18 protein-coding genes are annotated in these 23,835 nt (G+C 68.5%); 5 read left to right on the plus strand and 13 right to left on the minus strand.

The window, feature by feature from the left end; genetic code table 11:
* Window positions 1–45 precede the first annotated feature (45 nt).
* The 8 genes from ACT54X_RS22415 to ACT54X_RS22450 form a co-directional block, all read right to left on the minus strand.
* Window positions 46–1,914 carry a potassium transporter Kup gene (locus ACT54X_RS22415; RefSeq protein WP_476348700.1) on the minus strand — a complete coding sequence of 623 codons (1,869 nt, stop codon included), beginning with the start codon at window positions 1,912–1,914 and terminating at the stop codon, window positions 46–48.
* 164 nt (window positions 1,915–2,078) lie between these two features.
* Window positions 2,079–3,380 carry a glutamate--cysteine ligase gene (gshA, locus tag ACT54X_RS22420; protein ID WP_234197242.1) on the minus strand — a complete coding sequence of 434 codons (1,302 nt, stop codon included), beginning with the start codon at window positions 3,378–3,380 and terminating at the stop codon, window positions 2,079–2,081.
* A 111-nt stretch (window positions 3,381–3,491) separates the two neighbouring features.
* Complete coding sequence (locus tag ACT54X_RS22425; RefSeq protein WP_476348746.1) at window positions 3,492–4,775, minus strand: glutamate-5-semialdehyde dehydrogenase; 1,284 nt, start codon at window positions 4,773–4,775, stop codon at window positions 3,492–3,494.
* Between the two features lie 130 nt (window positions 4,776–4,905).
* Window positions 4,906–7,260 (minus strand): xanthine dehydrogenase family protein molybdopterin-binding subunit, encoded by a 2,355-nt coding sequence (locus ACT54X_RS22430; protein ID WP_476348702.1) that lies wholly within the window; start codon window positions 7,258–7,260, stop codon window positions 4,906–4,908.
* A gap of 154 nt (window positions 7,261–7,414) precedes the next feature.
* On the minus strand, window positions 7,415–9,094 hold the full coding sequence (locus ACT54X_RS22435) for a long-chain-fatty-acid--CoA ligase (RefSeq protein WP_476348704.1): 1,680 nt from the start codon (window positions 9,092–9,094) through the stop codon (window positions 7,415–7,417).
* Window positions 9,095–9,214: 120 nt separating this feature from the next.
* Window positions 9,215–10,699, minus strand: a complete 1,485-nt coding sequence (locus ACT54X_RS22440; protein WP_294366672.1) for an NAD(P)(+) transhydrogenase (Re/Si-specific) subunit beta — start codon at window positions 10,697–10,699, stop codon at window positions 9,215–9,217.
* A 4-nt stretch (window positions 10,700–10,703) separates the two neighbouring features.
* On the minus strand, window positions 10,704–11,033 hold the full coding sequence (locus tag ACT54X_RS22445; RefSeq protein ID WP_017759014.1) for an NAD(P) transhydrogenase subunit alpha part 2: 330 nt from the start codon (window positions 11,031–11,033) through the stop codon (window positions 10,704–10,706).
* An 18-nt stretch (window positions 11,034–11,051) separates the two neighbouring features.
* A complete protein-coding gene (locus tag ACT54X_RS22450; protein WP_476348707.1) occupies window positions 11,052–12,197 on the minus strand; it encodes a Re/Si-specific NAD(P)(+) transhydrogenase subunit alpha in 1,146 nt (381 codons plus the stop codon).
* Window positions 12,198–12,380: 183 nt separating this feature from the next.
* Here ACT54X_RS22450 and ACT54X_RS22455 point away from each other — a divergent pair, with 183 nt between their 5' ends.
* Entirely contained in the window at window positions 12,381–13,169 is a 789-nt protein-coding gene (locus ACT54X_RS22455; RefSeq protein ID WP_366934642.1) for a response regulator transcription factor, read from the plus strand.
* A 211-nt stretch (window positions 13,170–13,380) separates the two neighbouring features.
* Window positions 13,381–13,875 carry an NUDIX hydrolase gene (locus ACT54X_RS22460; protein WP_294366677.1) on the plus strand — a complete coding sequence of 165 codons (495 nt, stop codon included), beginning with the start codon at window positions 13,381–13,383 and terminating at the stop codon, window positions 13,873–13,875.
* A gap of 54 nt (window positions 13,876–13,929) precedes the next feature.
* Here ACT54X_RS22460 and ACT54X_RS22465 read toward each other — a convergent pair whose 3' ends face one another.
* The gene (locus ACT54X_RS22465; protein WP_294366679.1) at window positions 13,930–15,012 is read right to left on the minus strand and encodes an aminoglycoside phosphotransferase family protein; all 1,083 of its coding nucleotides are present in this window, start codon (window positions 15,010–15,012) and stop codon (window positions 13,930–13,932) included.
* A 99-nt stretch (window positions 15,013–15,111) separates the two neighbouring features.
* Between ACT54X_RS22465 and ACT54X_RS22470 the strand changes: the two genes are divergently transcribed.
* From ACT54X_RS22470 to rsmA, 3 genes are all read left to right on the plus strand, one after another.
* Window positions 15,112–17,511, plus strand: coding sequence for an LPS-assembly protein LptD (locus ACT54X_RS22470; protein ID WP_354320760.1), 2,400 nt, complete (start codon window positions 15,112–15,114; stop codon window positions 17,509–17,511).
* A gap of 90 nt (window positions 17,512–17,601) precedes the next feature.
* Window positions 17,602–19,071 carry a peptidylprolyl isomerase gene (locus tag ACT54X_RS22475; protein ID WP_476348710.1) on the plus strand — a complete coding sequence of 490 codons (1,470 nt, stop codon included), beginning with the start codon at window positions 17,602–17,604 and terminating at the stop codon, window positions 19,069–19,071.
* 31 nt (window positions 19,072–19,102) lie between these two features.
* Window positions 19,103–19,873 carry a 16S rRNA (adenine(1518)-N(6)/adenine(1519)-N(6))-dimethyltransferase RsmA gene (gene rsmA / locus ACT54X_RS22480; protein WP_294366685.1) on the plus strand — a complete coding sequence of 257 codons (771 nt, stop codon included), beginning with the start codon at window positions 19,103–19,105 and terminating at the stop codon, window positions 19,871–19,873.
* 114 nt (window positions 19,874–19,987) lie between these two features.
* Here the strand turns inward: rsmA and ACT54X_RS22485 are convergent, their stop codons facing one another.
* The 4 genes from ACT54X_RS22485 to ACT54X_RS22500 all read right to left on the minus strand — a co-directional run bounded on the left by ACT54X_RS22485 (window position 19,988) and on the right by ACT54X_RS22500 (window position 23,631).
* Complete coding sequence (locus tag ACT54X_RS22485) at window positions 19,988–20,128, minus strand: hypothetical protein (RefSeq protein ID WP_017759369.1); 141 nt, start codon at window positions 20,126–20,128, stop codon at window positions 19,988–19,990.
* A 47-nt stretch (window positions 20,129–20,175) separates the two neighbouring features.
* Window positions 20,176–20,598 carry a barstar family protein gene (locus ACT54X_RS22490; protein ID WP_043112550.1) on the minus strand — a complete coding sequence of 141 codons (423 nt, stop codon included), beginning with the start codon at window positions 20,596–20,598 and terminating at the stop codon, window positions 20,176–20,178.
* 53 nt (window positions 20,599–20,651) lie between these two features.
* Complete coding sequence (locus tag ACT54X_RS22495; protein ID WP_017759371.1) at window positions 20,652–20,978, minus strand: guanyl-specific ribonuclease; 327 nt, start codon at window positions 20,976–20,978, stop codon at window positions 20,652–20,654.
* A gap of 343 nt (window positions 20,979–21,321) precedes the next feature.
* Window positions 21,322–23,631, minus strand: a complete 2,310-nt coding sequence (locus tag ACT54X_RS22500; protein ID WP_294366693.1) for an NADP-dependent malic enzyme — start codon at window positions 23,629–23,631, stop codon at window positions 21,322–21,324.
* Window positions 23,632–23,835 lie beyond the last annotated feature (204 nt).

The raw sequence follows: 23,835 nt of genomic DNA on the forward strand, positions 1-23,835 counted from the left end.
GCCCAGGCGCCCGCATCCCGTCGGCGCGCATGGGCGGATGCGCGGCTAGATCTCGATCTTGGAGCCCAGCTCCACCACCGCGTTGTTCGGCAGGCTCATGAAGTCGGCCACGCCGCTGGCGTTGTGGTGCATCTGCGCGAACAGCTTCTCGCGCCAGGGTGCCATGCCGCTGCCCAGCGTCGGGATCACGGTGTCGCGCGAGATGAAGTAGCTGGTCGTCATCGGCTCCAACTGGCAGCCGCGCAGCTTGGCCTGCTCCAGCGCGCGGGGCAGGTCGATGTCGTTCTTGAAGCCGTAGTGGATGGTGATCTGCCAGCAGTGGTGGCCCAGCGGCTCCATCTCGACCCGGCGCTCCATGGGCACCCAGGGCACCTCGTGGTTGCGCACCGTGACGAACAGGTTCTGCTCGTGCAGCACCTTGTTGTGCTTGAGGTTGTGCAGCAGCGCCGTGGGCACCACGCCGGCCTCTGACGTGAGGAAGACGGCCGTGCCCTCGACGCGCGCCGGCGGGCTGACGAACACTGCCTCCAGGAAGCTGCGCAGGTCGATGGCGTCGGCGCGCTGGACGTCGGCCATCAGGCTGCGTCCGCGCTTCCAGGTGATCATCAGCGTGAACACTCCGATGCCGATCATGACCGTGAACCAGCCGCCCTGCGGCAGCTTGAGCAGGTTGGAGGCGAAGAAGGCGAAGTCGATGACGAAGAAGATGGCCGTCGCGCCCAGGCACAGCAGCAGCGGCAGCTTCCACGCATAGCGGATCACGAAGAAGGTGAGCATCGTCGTGATCAGCATGTCGGTGGTCACGGCGATGCCGTAGGCCGCGGCAAGGTTGCTGGAGCTGCGGAACATCACCACTGCCAGCACGATGGCCACGAACAGCGACCAGTTGATGAAGGGGATGTAGATCTGCCCGGCCGAGCGCGCGCTGGTGTGCTCGATGCGCAGCCGCGGCAGGTAGCCCAGCTGGATCACCTGCCGCGTGACGCTGAAGGCGCCCGTCAGCATGGCCTGCGAGGCGATCACTGTGGCGGCCGTGGCCAGCAGCACGACGGGCACTACTGCCCACTCGGGCGCCATCAGGAAGAAGGGGTTCTTCACCGCCGCCGGATTGCCCAGCAGCAAGGCGCCCTGGCCGAAGTAGTTGAGCACCAGGGCCGGCATCACCACCGAGAACCAGGCGATGCGGATCGGGCCCTTGCCGAAGTGGCCCATGTCCGCATACAGCGCCTCGGCCCCGGTCACGCACAGCACCGTCGCGCCCAGGATGATGAAGCTGGTGCCCGGGTTGTCCCAGATGAAGCGCAGCATGTAGTGCGGGCTGACGGCCTTGAGGATCTCGGGGTGCGTCAGGATCTGCGCCACGCCCAGCAGTGCCAGCACGCCGAACCAGGTGAGCGTGATCGGTCCGAAGAAACGGCCGATGCCGGCCGTGCCGCGCTTCTGCACCGCGAACAGGCAGAACAGCACCACCAGCGTGATCGGGATGACGTAGCCGGTAAAGTGCGGTGACACCACTTCCAGGCCTTCGACCGCGGAGAGCACCGAGATGGCCGGCGTGATCACGCCGTCGCCATAGAAGAGGGCGGTGCCGAAGATGCCCAGTGCCAGCATGCCGTTGCGCAGGCGCGGCTTGTCGGCCACCGCCCGCGAGGCCAGTGCCAGCATGGCCACCAGGCCGCCTTCGCCCTCGTTGTCGGCCCGCAGCACCAGCACCACGTACTTCAGCGAAACGATGATGGTCATCGTCCAGAAGATCATCGAGAGCATGCCGTACACGTTCTCGATGGTGAACGGCACGTGGCCGTGGCCGAAGATTTCCTTGATGGCGTACAGCACGCTCGTGCCGATGTCGCCATAGACGATGCCGATGGCGCCGAGCACGAGCGCCGGCATGGAAGACTTGGAGGCAGACACGAAGTGGCGAGGAAAGGGCTGGGCCGCGCCTCACCCCGCCGGCGGCCTGGCGGCGCCGGGGAGCCAAGCTCCGCCCTCGTTTTTCCGTTGCTGTGGAAGTGTGGATTGTGCGCGCCGCCCATGTCGCCGCAAGCCCGCGCGGGCGTCGGCCGGGCGGCGCCGGATCACTCGTAGACCTCGGCCTCGGGGTTGGTGGCCTCGAGTTCGTAGGAGGCGGCGACCATGGCCAGCCGACCGATCACGCCGTACATGTAGAAGCGGTTGGGCGCGCTGGCGCCCGGCTTGGCGCCCGGCTGGGGCAGGTGGCCGCTCTGCGAGAAGGCCAGCGGCACGAAGCTCGCGCCCGGCAGGGCCAGGCTCTCGTCCGGGCCGCGGTCGGGGTGGACGCGGTAGAAGCCGCCCACGACGTAGCGGTCCATCATGTAGACCACCGGCTCCGCCATGCCGTCGTGCACGCGCTCGCGCGTGAGCACGCCTTCCTGCACGACCACGTCGGTCGGGCCGGCGTCGTCGGTGGTGGCGCCGGCCATGGCCTTCTGGCGCGGCTTCTTGGTCAGGGCCTCGAGTTCCTTGACATCGCGGATGGTCGAGATCGGCAGCGTGCTGGCGCCGTTCTCGCTCTTGACGATGACGAAGGGCTTCTCGTTGATGCCGTATTCCTTGTACTTGCGGCGCACCTTGGTCAGCACCTGGTCGACCGCCGCCGTCAGACCCTCGACGCCCTTGCCGCGGGCCAGGTCCACGCCCTCGGCGCGGCCATAGATCGACTGGATCAGCCAGGGATCGATGCCCAGCAGCTTGCCGAAGCGCTTGGAGACTTCCTCGTAGCTGTGGAAGTGGTTGCTCTTGCGCCGCACCGACCAGCCGGCATGCAGCGGCGGCAGCAGGTACTGCTCATGCAGGTCCTCCAGAATGCCGGGCGTGCCGGCGGCCAGGTCGGTGTTGAGCAGGATGGTGCAGGGGTCGAAGTTCTTCAGGCCCAGGCGGCGCTTGCTGCGCACCACCGGCTCCAGGCAGACGGTGCTGCCGTCGGGCAGCTCCACCTTCTTGGGCGACTTGATGGCCGGGTCGATGGAGCCGACGCGCACGTTCAACCCGGCCATCTGGAAGATGCGCACCAGCTGGGCCACGTTGGCCATGTACGAGGTGTTGCGGCCGCGGTTCTCGGGGATGACCAGCAGGTTGCGGGCCTCGGGGCAGATCTTCTCGATCGCGGCCTGGGCAGCCTGCACCGCCAGCGGCAGCATCTCGGTGGTCAGGTAGTTCCAGCCGCCAGGGAAGAAGTTGGCGTCCACCGGCGCCAGCTTGAAGCCGGCGTTGCGCACGTCCACCGCTGTGTAGAAGGGTGGGGTGTGCTCCATCCACTCGAGCCGGAACCAGCGCTCGATGGCAGGCATGCTGTCGAGGATGCGCTGCTCGAGTTCGTTGATCGGGCCGGTCAGGGCGGTGACGAGATGCGGAACCATGCGGCTGCCTTGTTATGCGGGTTTGCGGCCAGAGGCGGACCGGCGATTGTAGGCAGCCGGCCTGACCGCTCCCATGACAGCGCAGCGGCCGCTCTCTGGTACGCAGCCGGGTCAGCGGCGGATCTCGCCCTGTCCCAGAACGATGTACTTCAGGGAGGTCAGCCCCTCGATGCCGACGGGTCCGCGCGCATGGAACTTGTCTGTGCTGATGCCGATTTCGGCGCCCAGCCCGTATTCGAAGCCGTCCGCGAAGCGGGTGCTCGCATTCACCATCACGCTGGCCGAATCGACCTCGCGCAGGAAACGCTGTGCATGGCTGTGGTCGTTGGTGACGATGGCGTCGGTGTGGTGGCTGGAATAGCGGTTGATGTGGTCGATCGCCTCGTCCACGCCGTCGACCAGCTTGATGCTGATGATCGGCGCCAGGTATTCCTCGGACCAGTCCTGCTCGGTGGCCGGCACCACGCGGGGCTGGCCGGCCAGCAGGGCCGCGGCCTCGGGGTCGCAACGCATCTCCACGCCCTTGGCAGCGAACACGGTGCCGATGCGGGGCAGGAAGGCCGGCGCGATGGCGCGGGCCACCAGCAGGCCCTCGGTGGCGTTACAGGGGCTGTACTTCTGCGTCTTGGCGTTGTCGACCAGCGTGACGGCCATGTCCAGATCGGCGCTGTCATCGACGAAGGTGTGGCAGTTGCCGTCCAGGTGCTTGATGACCGGCACCTTGGCTTCGCGGCTGATGCGCTCGATCAGGCCCTTGCCGCCGCGCGGGATGATCACGTCCACGTACTCTGGCATGGCGACCAGGCGGCCCACGGCGTCGCGGTCGGTGGTGGGCACCAGCTGCACCGCGTCCTCGGGCAGGCCGGCGTCCAGTAGGGCGGCGCGCACCAGGGCCGCCAGGGCCTTGTTGGAGTCGATGGCCTCCGAGCCGCCGCGCAGGATGGCAGCGTTGCCGCTCTTGATCGCCAGGCTGGCCGCCTCGATGGTCACGTTGGGCCGGCTCTCGTAGATCATGCCGAACACGCCGATGGGCACCCGCATCTGGCCCACGCGGATGCCGCTCGGCTGCTGCTTCATGCCGATGATCTCGCCGATCACGTCGGGCATGGCGGCCAGCTGCTCGCAGCCTTCGGCGCAGGTGGCGATGACCTTGGGCGTGAGCTTGAGGCGGTCCACCATCGGCTCGGCCAGACCGGCGGCGCGGGCGCGCTCCAGGTCGCGGGCGTTGTGCTCGGCCAGTGGCTCCACGCTCGCCCGCAGCCGTTCGGCCAGGCTGCGCAGCGCACGGGCCTTGGCCGCGGCGCTGGCCTTGGCCATCTGCGCCGACGCCGCGCGCGCCTGGGCGCCCAGCGTGTTCATCAGTTCGAGGGTGGAGATCGCGTTCATGGACGCGATTTTCTCACCGGGTCCGTGCCCGGGGCGAGGCGAGGGGATCGCGGCTGCTTCGGCCGAAGCTTGTGTAGGCCAACCGCCCTCGCACCGTTCGGGCTGAGCCTGTCGGAGCCCGGCCCGAACGCCCAGCCTCTCAATCCGCCTGCTGCAGCAGCGACCAGACCCGCACCGGCGTCAGCGGCATCTGCAGACGGGGTGCGAGCGCGCCGCGCCTGTTGCGCGCGAGCGCATCCGCCACCGCGTTCACCACCGCCGGCGTGGCGCCGATGGTGCCCAGCTCGCCCACGCCCTTCACGCCCAGCGGGTTGTTCTTGCAGGGCACCGACTCGTCCATCTCGGTGCGGAAGTCGGGCGCCGTGCCGGCCACCGGCAGGGCGTAGTCCATCAGGCTGCCCGTGACCAACTGGCCGGTGGCGTCGTCGTAGACCACCTGCTCCAGCAGCGCCTGGCCGATGCCCTGCACGGCGCCGCCGTCGAGCTGGCCGCGCACGATCATCGGATTGACCACGCGGCCGACGTCGTTGACCGAGGCATAGGCGACCACCGCCACGTCGCCGGTCTGCGGATCGACCTCGACCTCGCAGACATGGCAGCCGTTCGGCCAGGTGGGGCCGTCCACCTTGCTGGTCGAGTCGACGAAGATCCGGCCCTCGGCCTGCCGGCCGGCCAGTTCGAACAGGCCGATGCCCAGGTCGGTGCCGCGCACGGTGAAGCGGCCCTGGCCGTAGTCGATGTCGGCGGCCGCCGCCTCCAGCGCCTCGGCCGCCAGCTCGCGACCGCGGGCCAAGGTGCGGTCGGCGCCGGTGCGCATGGCCGAGCCGCCGGTGAACAGCGAGCGCGAACCCGCGCTGCCGAAGCCATTGCCGCGGTCGGTGTCGCCCAGCACCACGCGCACCTGCTCGATAGGCACACCGAAGGCGTCCACCACCAGCTGCGCCAGCGTGGTGGCGATGCCCTGGCCCATGGCGTTGACGGCCGAATAGACCTCGATCACGCCGTCGGCCTGCACGTCCACCGTCACGCGTTCCTCGAACACGTTGCCGCCCGTCCATTCGAGGAAGGTGGCGATCCCCAGGCCGCGCCACAGCCCGCGCGCGGCCGACTCCGCGGCGCGGGCGTCGAAGCCGTCCCAGTCGGCGAAGGCCAGGCCGCGGTCCATCATGTGCTCGAAGGCGCCGGTGTCGTAGGTCTGGCGCATCGGGTTGGTGTAGGGCATCTGCTCCGGGCGGATGAAGTTGCGCCGGCGCAGGGTCACGCGGTCGATGCCGGTCTGCCGCGCCGCCTCGTCCATCAGCCGCTCGATGAGGAAGATGGCCTCGGGCCGGCCGGCGCCGCGGTAGGCGCCGGTGGGCGACTGGTTGGTCATCACCGCGCGGAAGTGGAAGTCGATGACCGGGATGTCGTAGACGCTCGTCTGCACCCAGGGGCCAATCAGCAGCTGGATGGCCACGCCCGTGCCCGTCGGGTAGGCGCCCACGTTGGCGTCGCTGTGCACGCGCAGGGCAAGCACGCGGCCGTTGGCGTCCAGGGCCATGGCGGCGCGGGCGCGCACGTCGCGGCCGTGGGTGGTGGTGAGGAATTCCTCGGAGCGCTCGCCGGTCCACTTGACGCCGCGGCCGAGTGCCTTGGCAGCGAAGGCCACCACCGCGTCCTCAGGGTACAGGCCGGTCTTCATGCCGAAGCCGCCCCCCACGTCGCTCACTCGCACGCGGATCTGCTCGGCCGGCAGCCCGAGCACCGTCGCCAGCGTGCCGCGCACGCCGGTGGGCATCTGGGTGCTCATCTGCAGGCTGAGGCGGCCGTCCTGGGCGTCGACCTCGGCCAGCACGGCGCGCGGCTCCAGCGTGACGGCGGCGACGCGCTGGTTGTCGACGGTGAGTTCGACGACGTGCGCAGCCTGGGCGAAGGCGCGGGCCGTGGCCTCCGCATCGCCGTGGCGCATCTCGGCGCTGATGTTGTCGGGGGCCGCGTCGCACAGGGCCGGCGCGCCTTCGGCCAGCGCGGCATCGAGGGTGGGGATGGCAGGCAGGTCTTCGTAGTCGACCCACACGGCCTCGGCGGCATCCTTGGCGGCTTGCAGCGAAGTGGCGACCACGGCCACCACCGGCTCGCCGACGAATCGCACCACGTCGTGCGCCAGCGGCAGCCGTGCCGCGGTCACGCCGGGCGAGCCGTCGGCGCGCACGAAGCCGGCCACGCCGGGGATGGGCTGGACGCCCTGGGCCACCAGGTCGGCGCCGGTGTAGACGGCCAGCACGCTCGGCATTGCCCGCGCGGCGTCGGCGTCGATGCTGCGGATGCGCGCATGCGGATGGGGTGAGCGCTGGAAGGCCAGCGCGGCGCAGTCCGGCGTCAGGATGTCGTCGGTGTAGCGGCCGCGGCCGGCGAGCAGGGCTTCATCTTCCAGCCGGCGCACGGCCTGGCCGCTGCCGAAGCGGCCGGCGGAAGGGGCGGGGGTCGAAGCGGCGGAATGCACTTTGTCCAGCATGGGTGTCTCCGTGGAGGGAAAAGGTGTTGCACGTACCGCCGCCCGTTTTACCCAGTTCATCGTTGGCACGCTTGCGGTGCGGGCCATGGCCATCGGGCGGCCGGACGGCGCTGGCGCCATGCAAGCGCCGCGCCGCCCTGTCCTGTAGGTCGGGCTATTTGCGCGCGTCGCGCAGTTCGCGCCGCAGGATCTTGCCCACGGGCGTCTTGGGAAGGTCGGTGCGGAACTCGATGATCTTGGGCCGCTTGTAGCCGGTCAGGTTGTCGTGGCAGAAGCTGCGCACCTGCTCCTCGGTAAGGGCCGGGTCCTTCTTGACGATCACCAGCTTGACGGCCTCGCCGGTCTTGTCGTCGGGCACGCCGACCACCGCGCACTCGAGCACGCCGGGCAGGGTGGCGACGACGTCTTCGACCTCGTTGGGGTACACGTTGAAGCCGCTGACCAGCACCATGTCCTTCTTGCGGTCCACGATCCTGGTGTAGCCGCGCTCGTCCATCACGCCCAGGTCGCCGGTCTTGAACCAGCCGTCCGCGGTCATGACCTTGGCCGTCTCGTCCGGGCGCTGCCAGTAGCCGGCCATCACCTGCGGGCCGCGCAATGCGATCTCGCCCACCTGACCCAGCGGCACCGGCTGGCCGGCATCGTCCAGCAACGTGATCTCGGTGCTGGGCAGCGGCACGCCGATGGTGCCGCTGTATTCCTGGCTGGTGGTCGGGTTGCAGGTGGCCGAGGGCGAGGTCTCGGACAGGCCGTAGCCCTCGCAGATCGGGCAGCCGGTCTTGTCCAGCCACAGCTTGGCCACCGCGCTTTGCACCGCCATGCCGCCGCCCACCGAGATCTTGAGGTGGCTCCAGTCGACGGTGTTGAAGTCCGGATGGTTGGCCAGGCCGTTGAACAGCGTGTTGACCGCCGGGAAGCTGTGGATGCGGTGTTTGGACAGATCCTTGAGCGTGGCCGCCAGGTCGCGCGGATTGGGGATGAGGATCAGCAGGCCGCCCGTGCGCATTGACAGCATCATGCCGACCGTGAAGGCGAAGATGTGATACAGCGGCAGCGCGCACACGGTGGTGGGCTGCTCGCCCTGCGGCACGCGCTGCATCACGGGGCTGTTCCAGGCCTGCGACTGCAGCACGTTGGCGATCACGTTGCGGTGCAGGAGCACCGCGCCCTTGCTCACGCCGGTGGTGCCGCCGGTGTACTGCAGCACCGCCACGTCGTCGCCGCCGATGGCCGGCGCCTGCAGGCCGCGGCGGCGGCCCTGCGACAGTGCGTCATTGAAGCGCACCGAGCCCGGCAGGCTGAAGGCCGGCACCAGCTTCTTCACGTTGCGCACCACGTAGTTGACGATGGCGCCCTTGAGCAAGCCGAGCCGGTCGCCCATGGAGGCCAGCACCACATGCTTGACCATCGAATTCGCGATGCACTTCTGCAGCGTATTCGCGAAGTTCTCCATGATCACGATGGCCTTGGCGCCGCTGTCCTTGAGCTGGTGCTCCAGTTCGCGCGCCGTGTACAGCGGATTCACGTTCACCAGGATCAGGCCTGCGCGCAGGATGGCCGCCACGGCGATGGGGTACTGCGGGCAGTTGGGCATCATCACCGCCACGCGGTCGCCCTTGGCCAGGCCCAGTCCCTGCAGGTAGCCGGCGAAGGACTGGCTGGCGCGGTCCACCTCGCCATAGCTCACCAGCTTGCCCATGAAGCTGTACGCGGGGCGGTCCGCATAGCGGCTGAAGCTCTCGTCCATCAGCGCCACCAGCGAGGCGTACTGCGCGGGGTCGATGTCGGCAGGCACGCCCGGCGGATAGCTGCTGAGCCAGGGGCGGTCGGTCATGTGCGAAGTCTCCAGTGTCCTGAATGAAAAGCGGCCGCTGCTGCGGCGGCGGCCGGGGCTCTTGAAATCGTAGCAAAGCGGCGGTGGCGGCCGCGCCGCCGCCCGGGACGTGGCAGGGGCTTACTCGACCGCCTTCATCATGTCCTCGACCACCTTCTTGGCGTCGCCGAAGACCATCATGGTCTTGTCCATGTAGAAGAGCTCGTTGTCCAGGCCCGCATAGCCGGCTGCCATCGAGCGTTTGTTCACAATCACCGTCTTGGCCTTGTAGGCTTCCAGGATCGGCATGCCGTAGATCGGGCTGCCCTTGGTGTGCGCGGCCGGGTTCACCACGTCGTTGGCGCCCAGGATGATGGCCACGTCGGCCTGGCCGAACTCGCTGTTGATGTCCTCCATCTCGAAGACCTGGTCGTACGGCACCTCGGCCTCGGCCAGCAGCACGTTCATGTGGCCGGGCATGCGGCCGGCCACCGGATGGATGGCGTACTTGACGGTGACGCCCTTGTCGGTGAGCTTCTGCGCCAGTTCCTTGACGGCATGCTGGGCGCGCGCCACGGCCAGGCCGTAGCCGGGCACGATGATCACCGTCTCGGCATTGCCCAGCACGAAGGCGGCATCGTCGGCGCTGCCGCTCTTGACCGGGCGCTGCACCGCGCTGCCGGCCGTGGCCGCGGTGGCCTCGCCGCCGAAGCCGCCCAGGATCACGCTGAAGAAGGAGCGGTTCATCGCCTTGCACATGATGTAGCTCAGGATCGCGCCCGAGCTGCCCACCAGCGAGCCGGCAATGATCAGCATGCTGTTGTTGAGCGAGAAGCCGATGCCCGCCGCCGCCCAGCCCGAATAGCTGTTGAGCATCGACACCACCACCGGCATGTCGGCGCCGCCGATGGGGATGATGATCAGCACGCCCATCACGAAGGCCAGGGCCAGCATGAGCAGGAAGGCGCTCCAGCTTTCGGTGGCCATGTACACCAGGCCCAGGCCGATGGTCGCCAGGCCGAGCACGAGGTTCACCGCATGCTGGCCCTTGAACTGCACCGGCGCGCCCTGGAAGAGGCGGAACTTGTACTTGCCCGACAGCTTGCCGAAGGCGATGACCGAGCCGCTGAAGGTGATGGCGCCGATGGCCGCGCCGAGGAAGAGCTCCAGCCGGTTGCCGTAGGGAATCGGCATCCGCGCCACGCCCTGGGTGATCACGATGCCGGCCTGGGTGGTGTAGGTGACCATGCCCGTGGCCGGCGGCGGCACGATGCCGAAGGCCCAGGGCTCCACCACCGCCGCCACGGCGATGAAGACCGCAGCCAGGCCGATCATGCTGTGCATGAAGGCGACCAGCTCGGGCATCTTGGTCATCTCCACCCGCTGTGCCATGAAGGCGCCGGCGCCGCCGCCGATCACCAGGCCCACCAGGACCCAGCCCAGTCCCAGCGGCGAGCCGGCCAGGCGCACGATCAGTGCCGCCGTGGTCAGCACGGCGATGGTCATGCCCACCATGCCGAAGACGTTGCCGCGGATCGAGGTGGTCGGGTGCGACAGGCCCTTGAGCGCCTGGATGAAGCAGACGCTGGCCACCAGGTAGAGCAGCGTGACGAGGTTCATCGACATGGTGTCATTTCCCCTCGGCGCCGGTGGAGGAAGCGGGCGCCTTGCGCTCCTTCTTCTTGAACATCTCCAGCATCCGCCGCGTGACCAGGAAGCCGCCGAAGACGTTGACCGCGGCCAGCGCCACGGCTGCCACGCCCATCACCTTGCCCAGCGGCGTGGTGGTGAGCGCCGCCGCCAGCATGGCACCGACGATGACGATGGCCGAGATGGCGTTGGTCACGGCCATCAGCGGCGTGTGCAGCGCGGGCGTGACGGTCCACACCACGTGGTAGCCGACATAGATGGCCAGCACGAAGATGGTGAGGTTGATGAGGGTCGGGTTGACGATGTCCATGGTGCGCGTTCCTTCTTCTCAAGCCTTGCGGGTGACCTGGCCGTCCTGCGCGACGCGGCAGGCGGCGACGATGTCGTCCTCGAGGTCGATCTTGAGGCCGCCCTCCTTGGGCAGGATCAGCTTGAGGAAGTCCAGCACGTTGCGGGCGTAGAGCGCCGAGGCATCGGCGGCCACCAGGGCGGGCAGGTTGGTCTCGCCGATGAGCGTCACGCCGTGGCGCACCACCGTGCGGTCAGCCTCGGTCAACGGGCAGTTGCCGCCGGTCATGCCGCCGTGCACGTCCGGACCGCGGCCGGCGGCGATGTCGACGATCACCGCGCCGGGCTTCATGGCCTGCACCATGGCCTCGGTGATCAGCGTGGGCGCGGGCCTGCCAGGGATGAGGGCCGTCGAGATCACCACGTCGGCCTGGGCCACGCGCTTGGCCACCTCGGCCTGCTGGCGGGTGAGCCAGCTCGCGGGCATCGGCCTGGCATAGCCGCCCACGCCTTCGGCGGCTTCGCGCTCCTCCTGCGTTTCGTACGGCACGTCGATGAACTTGGCGCCCAGCGACTCGACCTGTTCCTTGACGCTGGGGCGCACGTCGCTGGCCTCGATGACGGCGCCCAGGCGTTTGGCGGTGGCGATGGCCTGCAGCCCTGCGACGCCCACGCCCAGCACGACCACGCGGGCGGCCTTCACGGTGCCTGCGGCCGTCATCAGCATCGGGAAGAAGCGCTGGTAGGCGTTGGCGGCCATCATCACCGCCTTGTAGCCGGCGATGTTGGCCTGGCTGGAGAGCACGTCCATGCTCTGCGCGCGCGTGGTGCGCGGTGCGGCTTCCAGCGCGAAGGCGGTCAGCCCGGCCGAAGCCAGTCGCTGCAGGCCGGGCGCGTCGTGGGGATTGAGCATGCCGACCACGACCGTGCCGGGCTTCATGGCGGCGCATTCGATGTCGGTGGGCGCGCGAACCTTGAGCACCAGTTCGGCCCCCAGCGCCCCCGCGGCATCCGTGGTCTGCGCCCCGGCGGCCTCATAGGCGGCGTCGGGGGCGCTGGCGGCAAGGCCGGCCCCGGACTGGATGAGCACCTGGTGGCCTTGGGCCACCAGCTTCTTGGCGGTCTCGGGCGTGACGGCCACGCGCGATTCACCGGCCACGCACTCGGCGGGCACTCCGATCAGCATCTTGGAATCTCCTCGTCACCACAGCGGCTCGGCCGCCCCAACTTCGCCAAAGCTTACAGTAACTTGACGGGCCCCGGCGCGCCTGGGCGACAAGCCGTCGCCGTGCCACCGACCGCCACGCCGACGGCAGGAGACGATTTCCGTGCGGAACTTCCTTCACGCGGAGGGCCCTGGATGGGTAGCATGCCGCGCCGCCTGGGCGAAGACATGATGCTCGACAGACCCGAGGCGAATGGGAGAGAGGGAATGCGCATTGCGGTGCTGGACGACGAACTGGATCAACAGGCGCTGATCAGCGCGGCGCTGACCGAAGCAGGCCACGAGTGCCACTGCTTCGACCGCAGTGCCGATCTGCAGCCCGGCCTGCGTGCCAAGGAGTTCGATCTGCTCGTCCTCGACTGGGATCTGCCCAACCTCGACATCGGCGCCCTCCTGCGGCTCGTGCGGGAAAGCTTCGGCACCTCGGTGCCGGTGATCCTGCTCACGCACCGGTGCGACGAGGCGGACCTGGTCGAGGCGCTGGGTGCCGGCGCCGACGGCTTCATCAGCAAGCCCCTGCGCGTCGCCGAACTCCAGGCCCGTGCCGAAGCGCTGATGCGGCGGGCACGCTTCTCGGTCGGCGGCGACCAGCCTCAGGACTATGGACGCTACCGCTTCCTGCCCGCCGCCCGCCAACTGCTGATGGACGGCCAGCCCGTCGAGCTCAAGAACCGCGAGTACGAACTGGCCCTGCTGTTGTTCCAGAACCTGGGACGGCTGCTGAGCCGGGACTACCTGCGTGCCACCATCTGGGGCAGTGCCCGCGAGGACGGCTCCCGCTCGCTGGACACCCACATCTCCCGGGTCCGCAGCAAGCTCGCGCTGCGCCCCGAACATGGATTCATGCTGACCGCCACCTACGGCATGGGTTACCGACTCGAATCCGTGGACCCGTCGGAGATGCCCCGGTCGTCGCTGCGCGCGTTCGGCTGACGGGCTCGCTTCCCTGCCTTGCGAGGTCGGCTGCCTGTTGCCCGGCGCGAACCTCCTGCCGCGGCAGACGTGCATGCGATGGCGGGCGCGCTAAAGTGCGCGGCTTTCCCCCGCCGTGCTGCCCTTCATGCGGGCGTCCGCGGCACTGCCCGGCGGGCGAGGAACGCACCACCTCGCCCGTCGGGCATGCAACCTGTCCGGAGATCCTTTCATGCGCTGGAGACCCAATGTGACCGTGGCGGCGGTCATCGAGAAGGAAGGCCGCTTCCTGCTGGTGGAAGAGCACACGGACCGGGGACTGCGCCTGAACACCCCAGCCGGTCACCTCGAAGCCGGCGAGACGCCCGCCGAAGGCTGCGCCCGCGAGGCCCTGGAGGAAACGGCCCATGCCTTCACGCCCACGTCCATCGTGGGTATCTACATGGCCCGCTTCGAGCGCCGCTCGCCCGGCGACGAGGGCGACACCGACATCACCTATCTGCGCTTCGCCTTTGCCGGGCAGGTCGGCGCGCTCGATCCCGGGCGGGCGCTGGACGAGGGCATCGTGCGCACGCTGTGGATGACGCCGGAGGAGATCCGTGCCAGTGTCGAGCGCCACCGCAGCCCGCTGCTGCTGCAATGTGTGGAGGACTATTTGGCAGGCCAGCGGCATCCGCTGGACCTGATCCACACCGACCGCTCGGTGCACATGCCGGGGCCGGCCTGAGGACCCTGGTTGTCCGGGGCGCGGCCGCACATCCTGCCGCAAGCCGTGCCGGTCTCAGGGCCGGCCGTACATGAAGCCCGTCGGCGCTTCCGTTCCCTCGATCCGGTCGATGAGCCGCAGCAGCGGCGTCAGCTCGCGATAGCGGCTGGCGGTGGTGCGGATGTAGCCGATGAAGCGGGGCGCATCGGCCAGGTACTTGGGCTTGCCATCGCGCAGGGTGAGGCGGGCGAAGATGCCTGCGACCTTCAGGTGGCGCTGCAGGCCCATCCATTCGACGGCACGGTAGAACTCGCCGAAATCGTCGCCCACCGGCAACCCGGCCTTTCGCGCGGCCTGCCAGTAGCGCACCGTCACGTCGATCACGAATTCCTCGTCCCAGCTCAGGAAGGCGTCGCGCATCAGGCTGGCGATGTCGTAGGTGATGGGGCCATGCACCGCGTCCTGGAAGTCGAGCACGCCCAGCACGTCGGGGTCCGCGCCGACCATCAGGTTGCGAGGCATGAAGTCCCGGTGCACATACACCGCAGGCGAGGCCAGGTTGGTGCGCACGATCAGGTCATAGGCCTGCTGCAGCGTGGCCGTCTGCGCCGCGTCGAGCGTCACGCCCCGGTGGCGCCCCAGATACCAGTCGGGAAAGAGGGCGAGTTCGCGGCGCAGCAGTGCTTCGTCATAGGCAGGCAGCACGCCGGGGCGGGAGGCCTGCTGCCAGCGCACCAGCGCGTCCACCGCCTGCTGGTAGCGGGGCAGGTTGGCCGCGGGCTGCTCGCGGTCGATCACGTCCAGCAGGGTGTGCGTGCCCAGGTCGTCCAGCAGCAGGAAGCCGTTGGGCTCGTCCCAGTCCAGGATCTGCGGCACCCGCACGCCGGCCTCGCGCATCAGCGCGGCGACCTGCACGAAGGGGCGGGCATCCTCCTGGGCAGGGGGCGCATCCATCACGATGCGGGAGAGGCCGGGCGCCCTGCCGTCGATGCGGAAATAGCGGCGGAAGCTGGCGTCGGCGGAAGCAGGGCGCAGGGTGGCGGGTTGCAGGGCGTGGGCCGGCGCGATGCGGGCCAGCCAGGCCTCGAACACCCGGCCCCGGGACGCATCGGCCCAGGCGATGGAAGCCGGGCCGGAAGGGGGCGCTGAAGCGGTCATGGATAATCAACATTCTACAAATCCGCCCTCTCCCAGATGGGCGCGTGCCGGCCGCAGGACCGGCCGCCTCCAGCGCCGAGACGCTTGCCACACGCATCCATGCCAGACCAGAGCCGCGCCCCCGGGCACCGACGCCTGCCGCCGCTGCCCCTTGCGCTGCTGACGCTGGCGCTCGCGGCCGTCCAGGGCGCCTGGGCGCAGTCCGCGCCCGCCTTGCCCGACGAGCCGCCACTGGTGCTGCGCCGCAGCCCCCAGCTCACCGAGAACATCCTCCCGACGGAGCGCAGCCAGCGTCCCAGCATCGTCCAGGGCGACCGCATCTCCGGCCGTCCCGACCTGGAGACCACCGTGGAGGGCAACGCCTCCCTGCGCCGCGGTGACACGGTCATCCGCGCCGACCGTCTCAACTACGACCAGCCGCAGGACCTGGCCACCGCCGAAGGGGACGTGCGCGTCAACCAGGCCGGCAACATCTACGAGGGGCCGCGGCTGCAGCTCAAGCTCGAGACCTTCGAGGGTTTCTTCGACAGCGTTCGCTACCAGCTGCTGACCAACGGTGCCCATGGCACGGCGGACCGCGTCGATTTCGTCGATTCCGACCGAACGATCGCGCGCCGGGCCACCTACACCACCTGCCGCCGCGAGGACGATCAGCCGGGCTGGAAGCCGGCCTGGTTCCTCAGCGCCGAGAACCTCCGCACCGACAGCGCCGAGGGCGTCGGCGTCGCCGAGAACGTGCAACTGCACTTCATGGGCATGAGTTCGCCGGCCCTGCCCAGCGTGAGCTTTCCGCTGGACGACCAGCGCAAGAGCGGCATCCTGCCGCCGGTCATCGGCATGGACAGCGTTAACGGCCTGGAGTTGACGCTGCCCTACTACTGGAACATCGCGCCCAACCGCGACGCCACCTTCACGCCCTCGGTGATGAGCAAGCGGGGCATCAACATCGCCAACGAGTTCCGTTACCTCGAGAAGGATTACAGCGGCGAGGTGCGCTTCGACCTCATGCCCGACGACCAGCTGCGCAACCGCGACCGCTGGGGCCTGTGGCTGCGCCACCGGCAGAACTTCAACGCCGGCACCCTCGGCATGGACACGCTCAGTGCCAATCTGTCGGTGGACCGGGTCAGCGACGACGACTACTGGCGCGACTTCACCCGCACGCCCACGCTGACCTCGCGTCAGCTGTCGGCCGACGGCACGGTCAACTGGAGCAAGGGCGACTGGAGCGGCCGCCTGTTCGCCCAGAAGTGGCAGACGCTCACCTACACCGAGGCGCCGATCACGCCGGCCTACGACCGCCTGCCCCAGCTCACGGCCAATTACGCGCTGTACGACTGGAACGGCTTCGACTTCAGCTTCAACAACGAGCTGACGCGCTTCAGCGCCAACTCGACCCAGCAGGGCCAGCCGAACGCCGACCGGCTGTTCTCGCAGGTGCAGCTGTCGCGGCCCTTCGTACGGCCGGGCTACTACGTCACGCCCAAGCTCACGCTGTCGGGTACCAGCTACAGCTTCGACGGCCCGCTGTCCAACGGCGCGACCTCGGCCAACCGCACGGTGCCGACCTTCAGCCTCGACACGGGCATGACCTTCGAGCGCGAGACCAGCCTGTTCGGCAAGGCCTATACGCAGACGCTGGAGCCGCGCGCCTTCTTCGTCAACACGCCCTATCGCGACCAGAGCACGCTGCCGGTCTACGACACCGCCAAGAGCGACCTGAGCCTGGCGTCGCTCTTCACCGAGAACGAATTCACCGGCAATGACCGCATCTCGGCCACCAAGGCGGTCACCCTGGGCGTGACGTCCCGGCTGATCGACCCCGACACCGGCTTCGAACGGGCCCGTTTCGGCATCGCGCAGCGGCGGCGATTGTCCGACCAGCTGGTGACGCTGCCGGGCGGCACCGCCTCCACCGACCGGGCATCCGACGTGGTGACGGGCGCGCAGATCAACATCAATCCACAGTGGAGTGTCGAAGGCGCGGTCCAGTACAACCCGCAGATCGACAAGTCGGAGCGCCGCGCCATCACCGCGCGCTACACGCCCGGCCCGTACCGCTCGCTCAGTGCCTCGTACCGATACCAGGACGACCGTATCTCCGTCAACAACTCGGGCTACGAATCCATCGACCTGGGCTGGCAATGGCCGCTGAACGACCTGTGGGGCGACAAGGGCTCGCCCAAGGCCGGCGGTGGGCTGGGCGGCGGGCGCTGGTATGCCGTCGGCCGCGTCAACTACAGCCTGCGCGACAAGGTGGTCACCGATGCAGTGATGGGCGTCGAGTACGACGGCTGCTGCTACATCGGGCGCGTCGTGCTGGAGAAGGTCAGCACCGGTGTGGCCACGACCACCAAGCGCATCATGTTCCAGATCGAGTTCATGGGCTTCACCAGCCTCGGAACCAGCCCGATGCGCACGCTTCAAACCAATGTGCCGCGCTACCGTTCGCTGCGCGAGCCCACGCTGGCGCCGAGCCGTTTCACCAACTATGAGTGAGCAAGACCCCGCCCGCCTCGCCGGCGACGGGGGCTTTCTCCAGCCCGCCCGCCTGTCCGGGCGTGGCGCTTGATCCAGGAGGCCAACGCCATGAGATTCCAGCTTTCCGTCTTCGCCCTGTCGTGCGCGGCCCTGCTGGCCGCCACGCCGGCTGCGCAGGCCCAGCAGGGTGGCGCCGCCACACGCCAGGGTGCCTCGGCCCAGCAAGGCCGCAGTGCCCAGGCGGCCACACCCCGTCGGGGCATCACCGACATCATGCGTGAAAGTCCCGCCACCTCCACGCTGCCGCCGCCCGTCTCTGCGGCGGCGCAGCCGCAGGGCCAGCGGGCCGCGGAATACATCGTGGCGCTGGTCAATTCCGAGCCGATCACCAACACCCAGGTCCAGAAGCGGGTGGAGCGCATCCTGCGCGAGGCCGGGCCGGAGGCGCAGCGGATCCCGCGCGACCAGATCAACCGCCAGGTGCTCGAGCAGATCATCGCCGAGCGTGCGCAGCTGCAGCTGGCCAAGGAACTGGGCGTGCGTGTGGATGCCATGGCCATCGACCAGGCGGAGGAAGTCGTGGCGCGGCAGAACCAGGTCAGCCTGCCCGAGCTGCGTCGCCGGGTGAGCGAGGCCGGTATCTCGCGCGACGAGTTCCGCAACAACCTGCGCGACCAGCTGCTGCTCACCCGCCTGCGCGAACGCGAGCTGGAAGGCCGCGTGAAGGTCAGCGACGACGAGATCGATCAGTTCCTGCGCGAGCAGCGTGCGGCCGCGAGCAGCGCCGCGCCCGACATCAATCTCGCCCAGGTGCTGGTCACGGTGCCCGAAAAGGCGACGGCCGCGCAGATCGCCGAGGCGCAGAAGCGCGCGGAGGACATCGCCCGCCGCGCCCGCGCCGGCGAGGACTTCTCCCAGCTGGCCACCCAGCTGTCCGACGCACCCGATGCCAAAGGCACCGGCGGCGTGCTGGGGCTGCGTGCGGCCGACCGCTATCCGCCGCTGTTCGTCGAAGCGACGCAGTCCACGCCTGTGGGCGGCATCGTCGGTCCGGTGCGCTCGGGCGCGGGCTTCCATGTGCTGAAGGTGCTGGCCAAGCAGAATGCCGCCTCGCCGGATTCCGTGGTCACGCAGACGCAGGTGCGCCATATCCTGATGCGCCCCGACACGCGCCGTACGCCGGAGCAGATCGTTTCGCTCATGACCGACTTCAAGCGTCGCATCCAGGCCGGCACGGCCGATTTCGCCGCGCTGGCCCGCGAGAACTCGCAGGACACCGTCAGCGCCCGCGAGGGCGGCGAGCTGGGCTGGTCCACGCCGGGCCAGTTCGTGCCGGAGTTCGAAGAGGCCATGAGCCGCCTGCAGCCCGGCCAGATCAGCGACCCCATCGTCACCCGGTTCGGCATTCACCTGATCCAGGTCGAGGGCCGGCGCGAGGCCAAGCTCAATCCCGCCGAACTGCGCGAAGCGGCGCGCAATGTGCTGCGGGACCGCAAGATGGAAGATGCCTACGAGGCCTGGGCCCAGGAAGTGCGCCAGCGTGCCTACGTGGAAATGCGCGAGCCGCCGGCCTCCTGAGCGTGATCGCCGCCGCGCTACCCCCGCCCGCATGAAACCCCACGCCCCGCGCAAGCGCTTCGGACAGCATTTCCTGACCGACGATGCCATCATCGACGGCATCGTCCGCGAGATCGCGCCGCGTCCCGGCGACGCCATGGTCGAGATTGGGCCGGGCCTGGCCGCGCTCACGCAGCCCCTGGTCGAGCGGCTCGGGCGCCTGACGGTGGTCGAGCTGGACCGCGACCTGGCCGCACGGCTGCGCAGCCATCCACAGCTGACCGTCGTCGAGGCGGATGTGCTGACGGTGGATTTCGGTGTCTTGGCCGATACGGCGGGCCAGCGGCTGCGGGTGGCAGGCAACCTGCCCTACAACATCTCCACGCCCATCCTCTTCCATCTGCTGCGCTTTGCCGATCGGATCGCCGACCAGCATTTCATGCTGCAGAAGGAAGTGATCGACCGCATGGTGGCCGACCCTTCCACCTCCGACTATGGCCGCCTGTCGGTGATGCTCCAGTGGCGCTACGCCATGGAAAACGTGCTCTTCGTGCCACCGGAAAGCTTCGACCCGCCGCCCCGCGTGGACAGCGCGGTGGTGCGGATGGTGCCGCGCGAGGCGCCGGCGGCGTTGGACCCTGCTCTGCTCGAGCGCATCGTGCAACTGGCCTTCAGCCAACGCCGCAAGCTGCTGCGCCACACCCTGGGCCGCTGGCTGGACGAGCAACACTTCGCCGGCCAGTTCGACGTGCAGCGCCGCGCCGAGGAAGTGCCGGTGGACGAGTATGTGGCGCTCGCGCAGGCACTTCCTTCGGTGTCCTGAAAGAAGGCCGGCGCCGCGGTGCGCCGTGGCGCAGTCGTACTCGAGGCTTGCGTCGCGCCCAAGAAAAAGCCCGCCGTTTGGCGGGCTTCGTTCGTCAGCGCCCGGTCCGGAGGCTCAGGCGGCAGACAGCCAGTAGCTGCTGTTGAAAGGGCTGCTCATGCGCAGCGCCTGCGGGGAGACGTCCACCAGCTTGTCGGTGGGCATCTTCTCTTCGCCGCTCAGGTCGATGCCATCGACGGGGGCGGTGGTGGTCACCGGGGCCTCGCTGGCCCGTTCTGCTTGGCCGGCTTGTGCAGAACGGGCTACAGAAAAGAATAGAAGCATCGGAAGGGCACTTTCCGGTCACCCCAGTAGTCGGCGGCGTCCCGGAAGATGTCGAGCAGTTGCTCGCGCGCTTCCTTGTCGAATTTGGCATGCGCCGGGATCTGCTCCAGCACCACGACGAAGCCCGGCTGCGGGCCCGACTTGTACAGCGGGTCGGTCATGCAGTCGTAGAGGGCGTCGAAGTTCTTGCCGAAGTGCGCCGGGAAGGTGAACTGCTGCGCGATCAGGTCGAGCACGTCCTGCTTGCTCTGGGCAACGGCCAGGTTGGCATAGAGGAAGTGGTGGCCCGCTTCTTGCGCCGCCTGCTGCAGATCGGCCACGCGAAAGGCGCGAATCGACTGCACGATGTTCGGCCGCACGCCCTTGAGAGGCTGCTCATTCATCTCCGCTGTTCTTTCCATGATGGTCAAGACTTGTTCCGGACGCGTTGGTGCGTCAACCCATGACGTGCGCATCAGGGCACGATCTTTCTGAAACTGGCGTAGTGGTCGGCCGTGTACCAGCAACCATCGGGTCGGCTGGGCTGCTGGCCCCCGCACACGATCCGGCGCGCGCCGCGGTTGCTCGCGCCCGGCGTCCTGACTGTGTACTCGCGGTAGTAGCCGCGCGGTTCACGAGGCAGGAGTCGCTCGCGGTTGCCGAAGACCGTGCCGTCCTTCTCGTGAGGGAAGGGGCCGCCTTGCAGGATGGTTCGGTAGGTTTGCTGGCCCTGGGGAGGCAGTTCCGCCAGTGCAATCGAAGTGCCCCGGTCCGTCGTCTCCCGGGCGGATGCGGCGGGCATCCCCGCCAATCCTCCCCACAAGGCTGCCGCAAGAACGCCAACGCGCGTGAACTTGGAAACCGGGGAAGAAATCGAGGCGAAAACCGCCATGAGGCACCGGAAGGCTAAAGAACGGGACTGCGATTTACGGGTTAACCCGTAAATCCAAGCCCGCCAGTGTGCCCCAGTGCTGCCTAAATAGCAAGCGAATGCCCAAGGATTGGGCAATGGGAATGCCCTGCGAAGTGCCAAAAAGTTGACGCTCCGCAGAGTTGGCACCAGCATGGTGCGGGGCAGACAGGCGCATTGCGCGCCTGCCGCCCGAGCGATCAGCGATCAGCGATCAGCGATCAGCGATCAGCGATCAGCGATCGGCGTTGGCGTCGGCCACCGTCAGGGCCGTCATGTTGACGATGCGGCGCACCGTGGCGCTGGCGGTGAGGATGTGCACCGGCTTGGCCGCGCCCAGCAGCACCGGGCCGATGGCGATGTTGCCGCCAGCGGCCGTCTTGAGCAGGTTGTAGGAGATGTTGGCGGCGTCGATGTTGGGAAACACCAGCAGGTTGGCGTCGCCGGCCAGGGCGCTGTGCGGCATCACGCTCATGCGCTGGCGGCCGTCGAGGGCCACGTCTCCGTGCATCTCGCCGTCGACTTCGAGCCAGGGTGCCTGCTCGCGCAGCAGGGCCAGGGTCTGGCGCATCTTGAGCGCGCTGGGATGGGCGCTGGTGCCGAAGTTGGAGTGCGACAGCAGGGCGGCCTTGGGCTTGAGGCCGAAACGCATCATTTCCTCGGCGGCCATGATGGTGATCTCGGCCAGTTCCTCGGCGCTGGGGTCGTAGTTGACGTGCGTGTCGACCAGAAACACCTGCCGCTCGGGCAGCAGCAGCGCGTTCATGCAGGCATAGATCGAGGCGCCGCTGCGCTTGCCGATCACGTTGTCGATGTAGGGCAGGTGGGCGTGGGTGGTGCCCCAGGTGCCGCAGATCATGCCGTCCACATGGCCCTTGTGAAGCAGCATGGCGCCGATGAGCGCCAGGCGACGGCGCATCTCGATCTTGGCGACCTGAACCGTCACACCCTTGCGCTCGGTCATGCGGTGGTAGGTCTGCCAGAAGTCGCGGTAGCGCTCGTCCCACTCGACGTTGACGACGTCGTAGTCCTGGCCTTCCTTCAGTCGCAGCCCGAACTTCTCGATGCGCTGGGCGATGATGGCCGGGCGGCCGATGAGCGTGGGGCGTGCGATGCCTTCGTCCACCACGATCTGGGCGGCGCGCAGCACGCGTTCTTCCTCGCCCTCGGCGTAGGCCACGCGCTTCTTGGCGGCCCGCTTGGCCGCGTCGAAGATCGGCTTCATCGTCGTGCCCGAGGCATAGACGAAGCTCTGCAGCTTGTCGCGGTAGGCGTCCAGGTCCTTGATGGGACGGGCGGCCACGCCGCTTTCTTCTGCCGCCTTGGCCACGGCCGGCGCGATCTTCATCATCAGGCGCGGGTCGAAGGGCTTGGGGATCAGGTATTCGGGGCCGAAGCTCAGCTTCTCGCCCACATAGGCGGCGGCCACGCGCTCGCTCTGCTCGGCCTGCGCCAGGTCGGCGATGGCGCGCACCGCGGCGATCTCCATCTCGTCGGTGATGGTGGTCGCGCCGCAGTCCAGGGCGCCGCGGAAGATATACGGGAAGCACAGGACGTTGTTGACCTGGTTCGGGTAGTCGGTCCGGCCCGTGGCCATGATGACGTCGCCGCGCACCGAATGGGCCAGCTCCGGCAGGATTTCCGGGTTGGGGTTGGCCAGCGCGAAGATCACCGGCCGGGCGGCCATCTTGGCGACCATCTCGGGCTTGAGCACGTTGCCGGCCGACAGGCCCAGGAAGACGTCGGCGCCTTCCATCACCTCGCCCAGCGTGCGGGCCTCGGTCTTCTGCGCGAACTGGGCCTTGTCTTCGTCCATCAGCTCGGTGCGACCTTCGTAGACCACGCCGGCCAGGTCGGTGACGAACACGTTCTCGCGCTTGAGGCCCACCTTGAGCAGCAGGTTCAGGCAGGCCAGGGCGGCGGCGCCGGCGCCCGAGGCCACCAGCTTGACCTGGCCGATGTCCTTGCCGGCCACCTTCAGGCCGTTGAGCATGGCGGCGGCCACGGTGATGGCGGTGCCATGCTGGTCGTCGTGGAAGACCGGGATCTTCATGCGCTTGCGCAGCTCGCGCTCGACGTAGAAGCAGTCGGGGGCCTTGATGTCCTCGAGGTTGATGGCGCCGAAGGTGGGCTCCAGCGCGGCGATCACCTCGACCAGCTTGGCCGGGTCCTTCTCGTCGATCTCGATGTCGAAGACGTCCACGCCCGCGAACTTCTTGAACAGGACGGCCTTGCCTTCCATCACCGGCTTGGAGGCCAGCGGGCCGATGTCGCCGAGGCCCAGCACGGCGGTGCCGTTGGAGATCACGGCCACCAGGTTGCCGCGCGAGGTGTAGCGGAAGGCGGCGGCCGGGTCCTTGACGATCTCCTCGCAGGGCGCAGCCACGCCAGGCGAGTAGGCCAGCGACAGGTCGCGCTGGTTCGTCATCTGCTTGGTGGCGCTGATCGCCAGCTTGCCCGGCACCGGATGCTCGTGGTACTCGAGTGCGGCGCGGCGAAGTTCCGCGCGTTTGTCTTCGGCGCTCAGGGGTTTGGACTCGGACATGGGGACGCTGCTCCTCGACGCAGGCGGCGGGCTGTCGAGGCGCCGCCGCTGCCTGGCTCACTGGGAAAAGGGCGCCGATTGTAGGCTCGGCCTTACACCGGCCTTTCGCGCCATAGGCTGCCTGGCCAGTCCGTCCGCCGGAATCCGGATGGACGTCATGTGGCACCATTTGGGGCTTCTCACCTCGCACGCACGGAGCACCGC

Source organism: Pseudacidovorax sp. DMC4 (genome assembly GCF_056314265.1).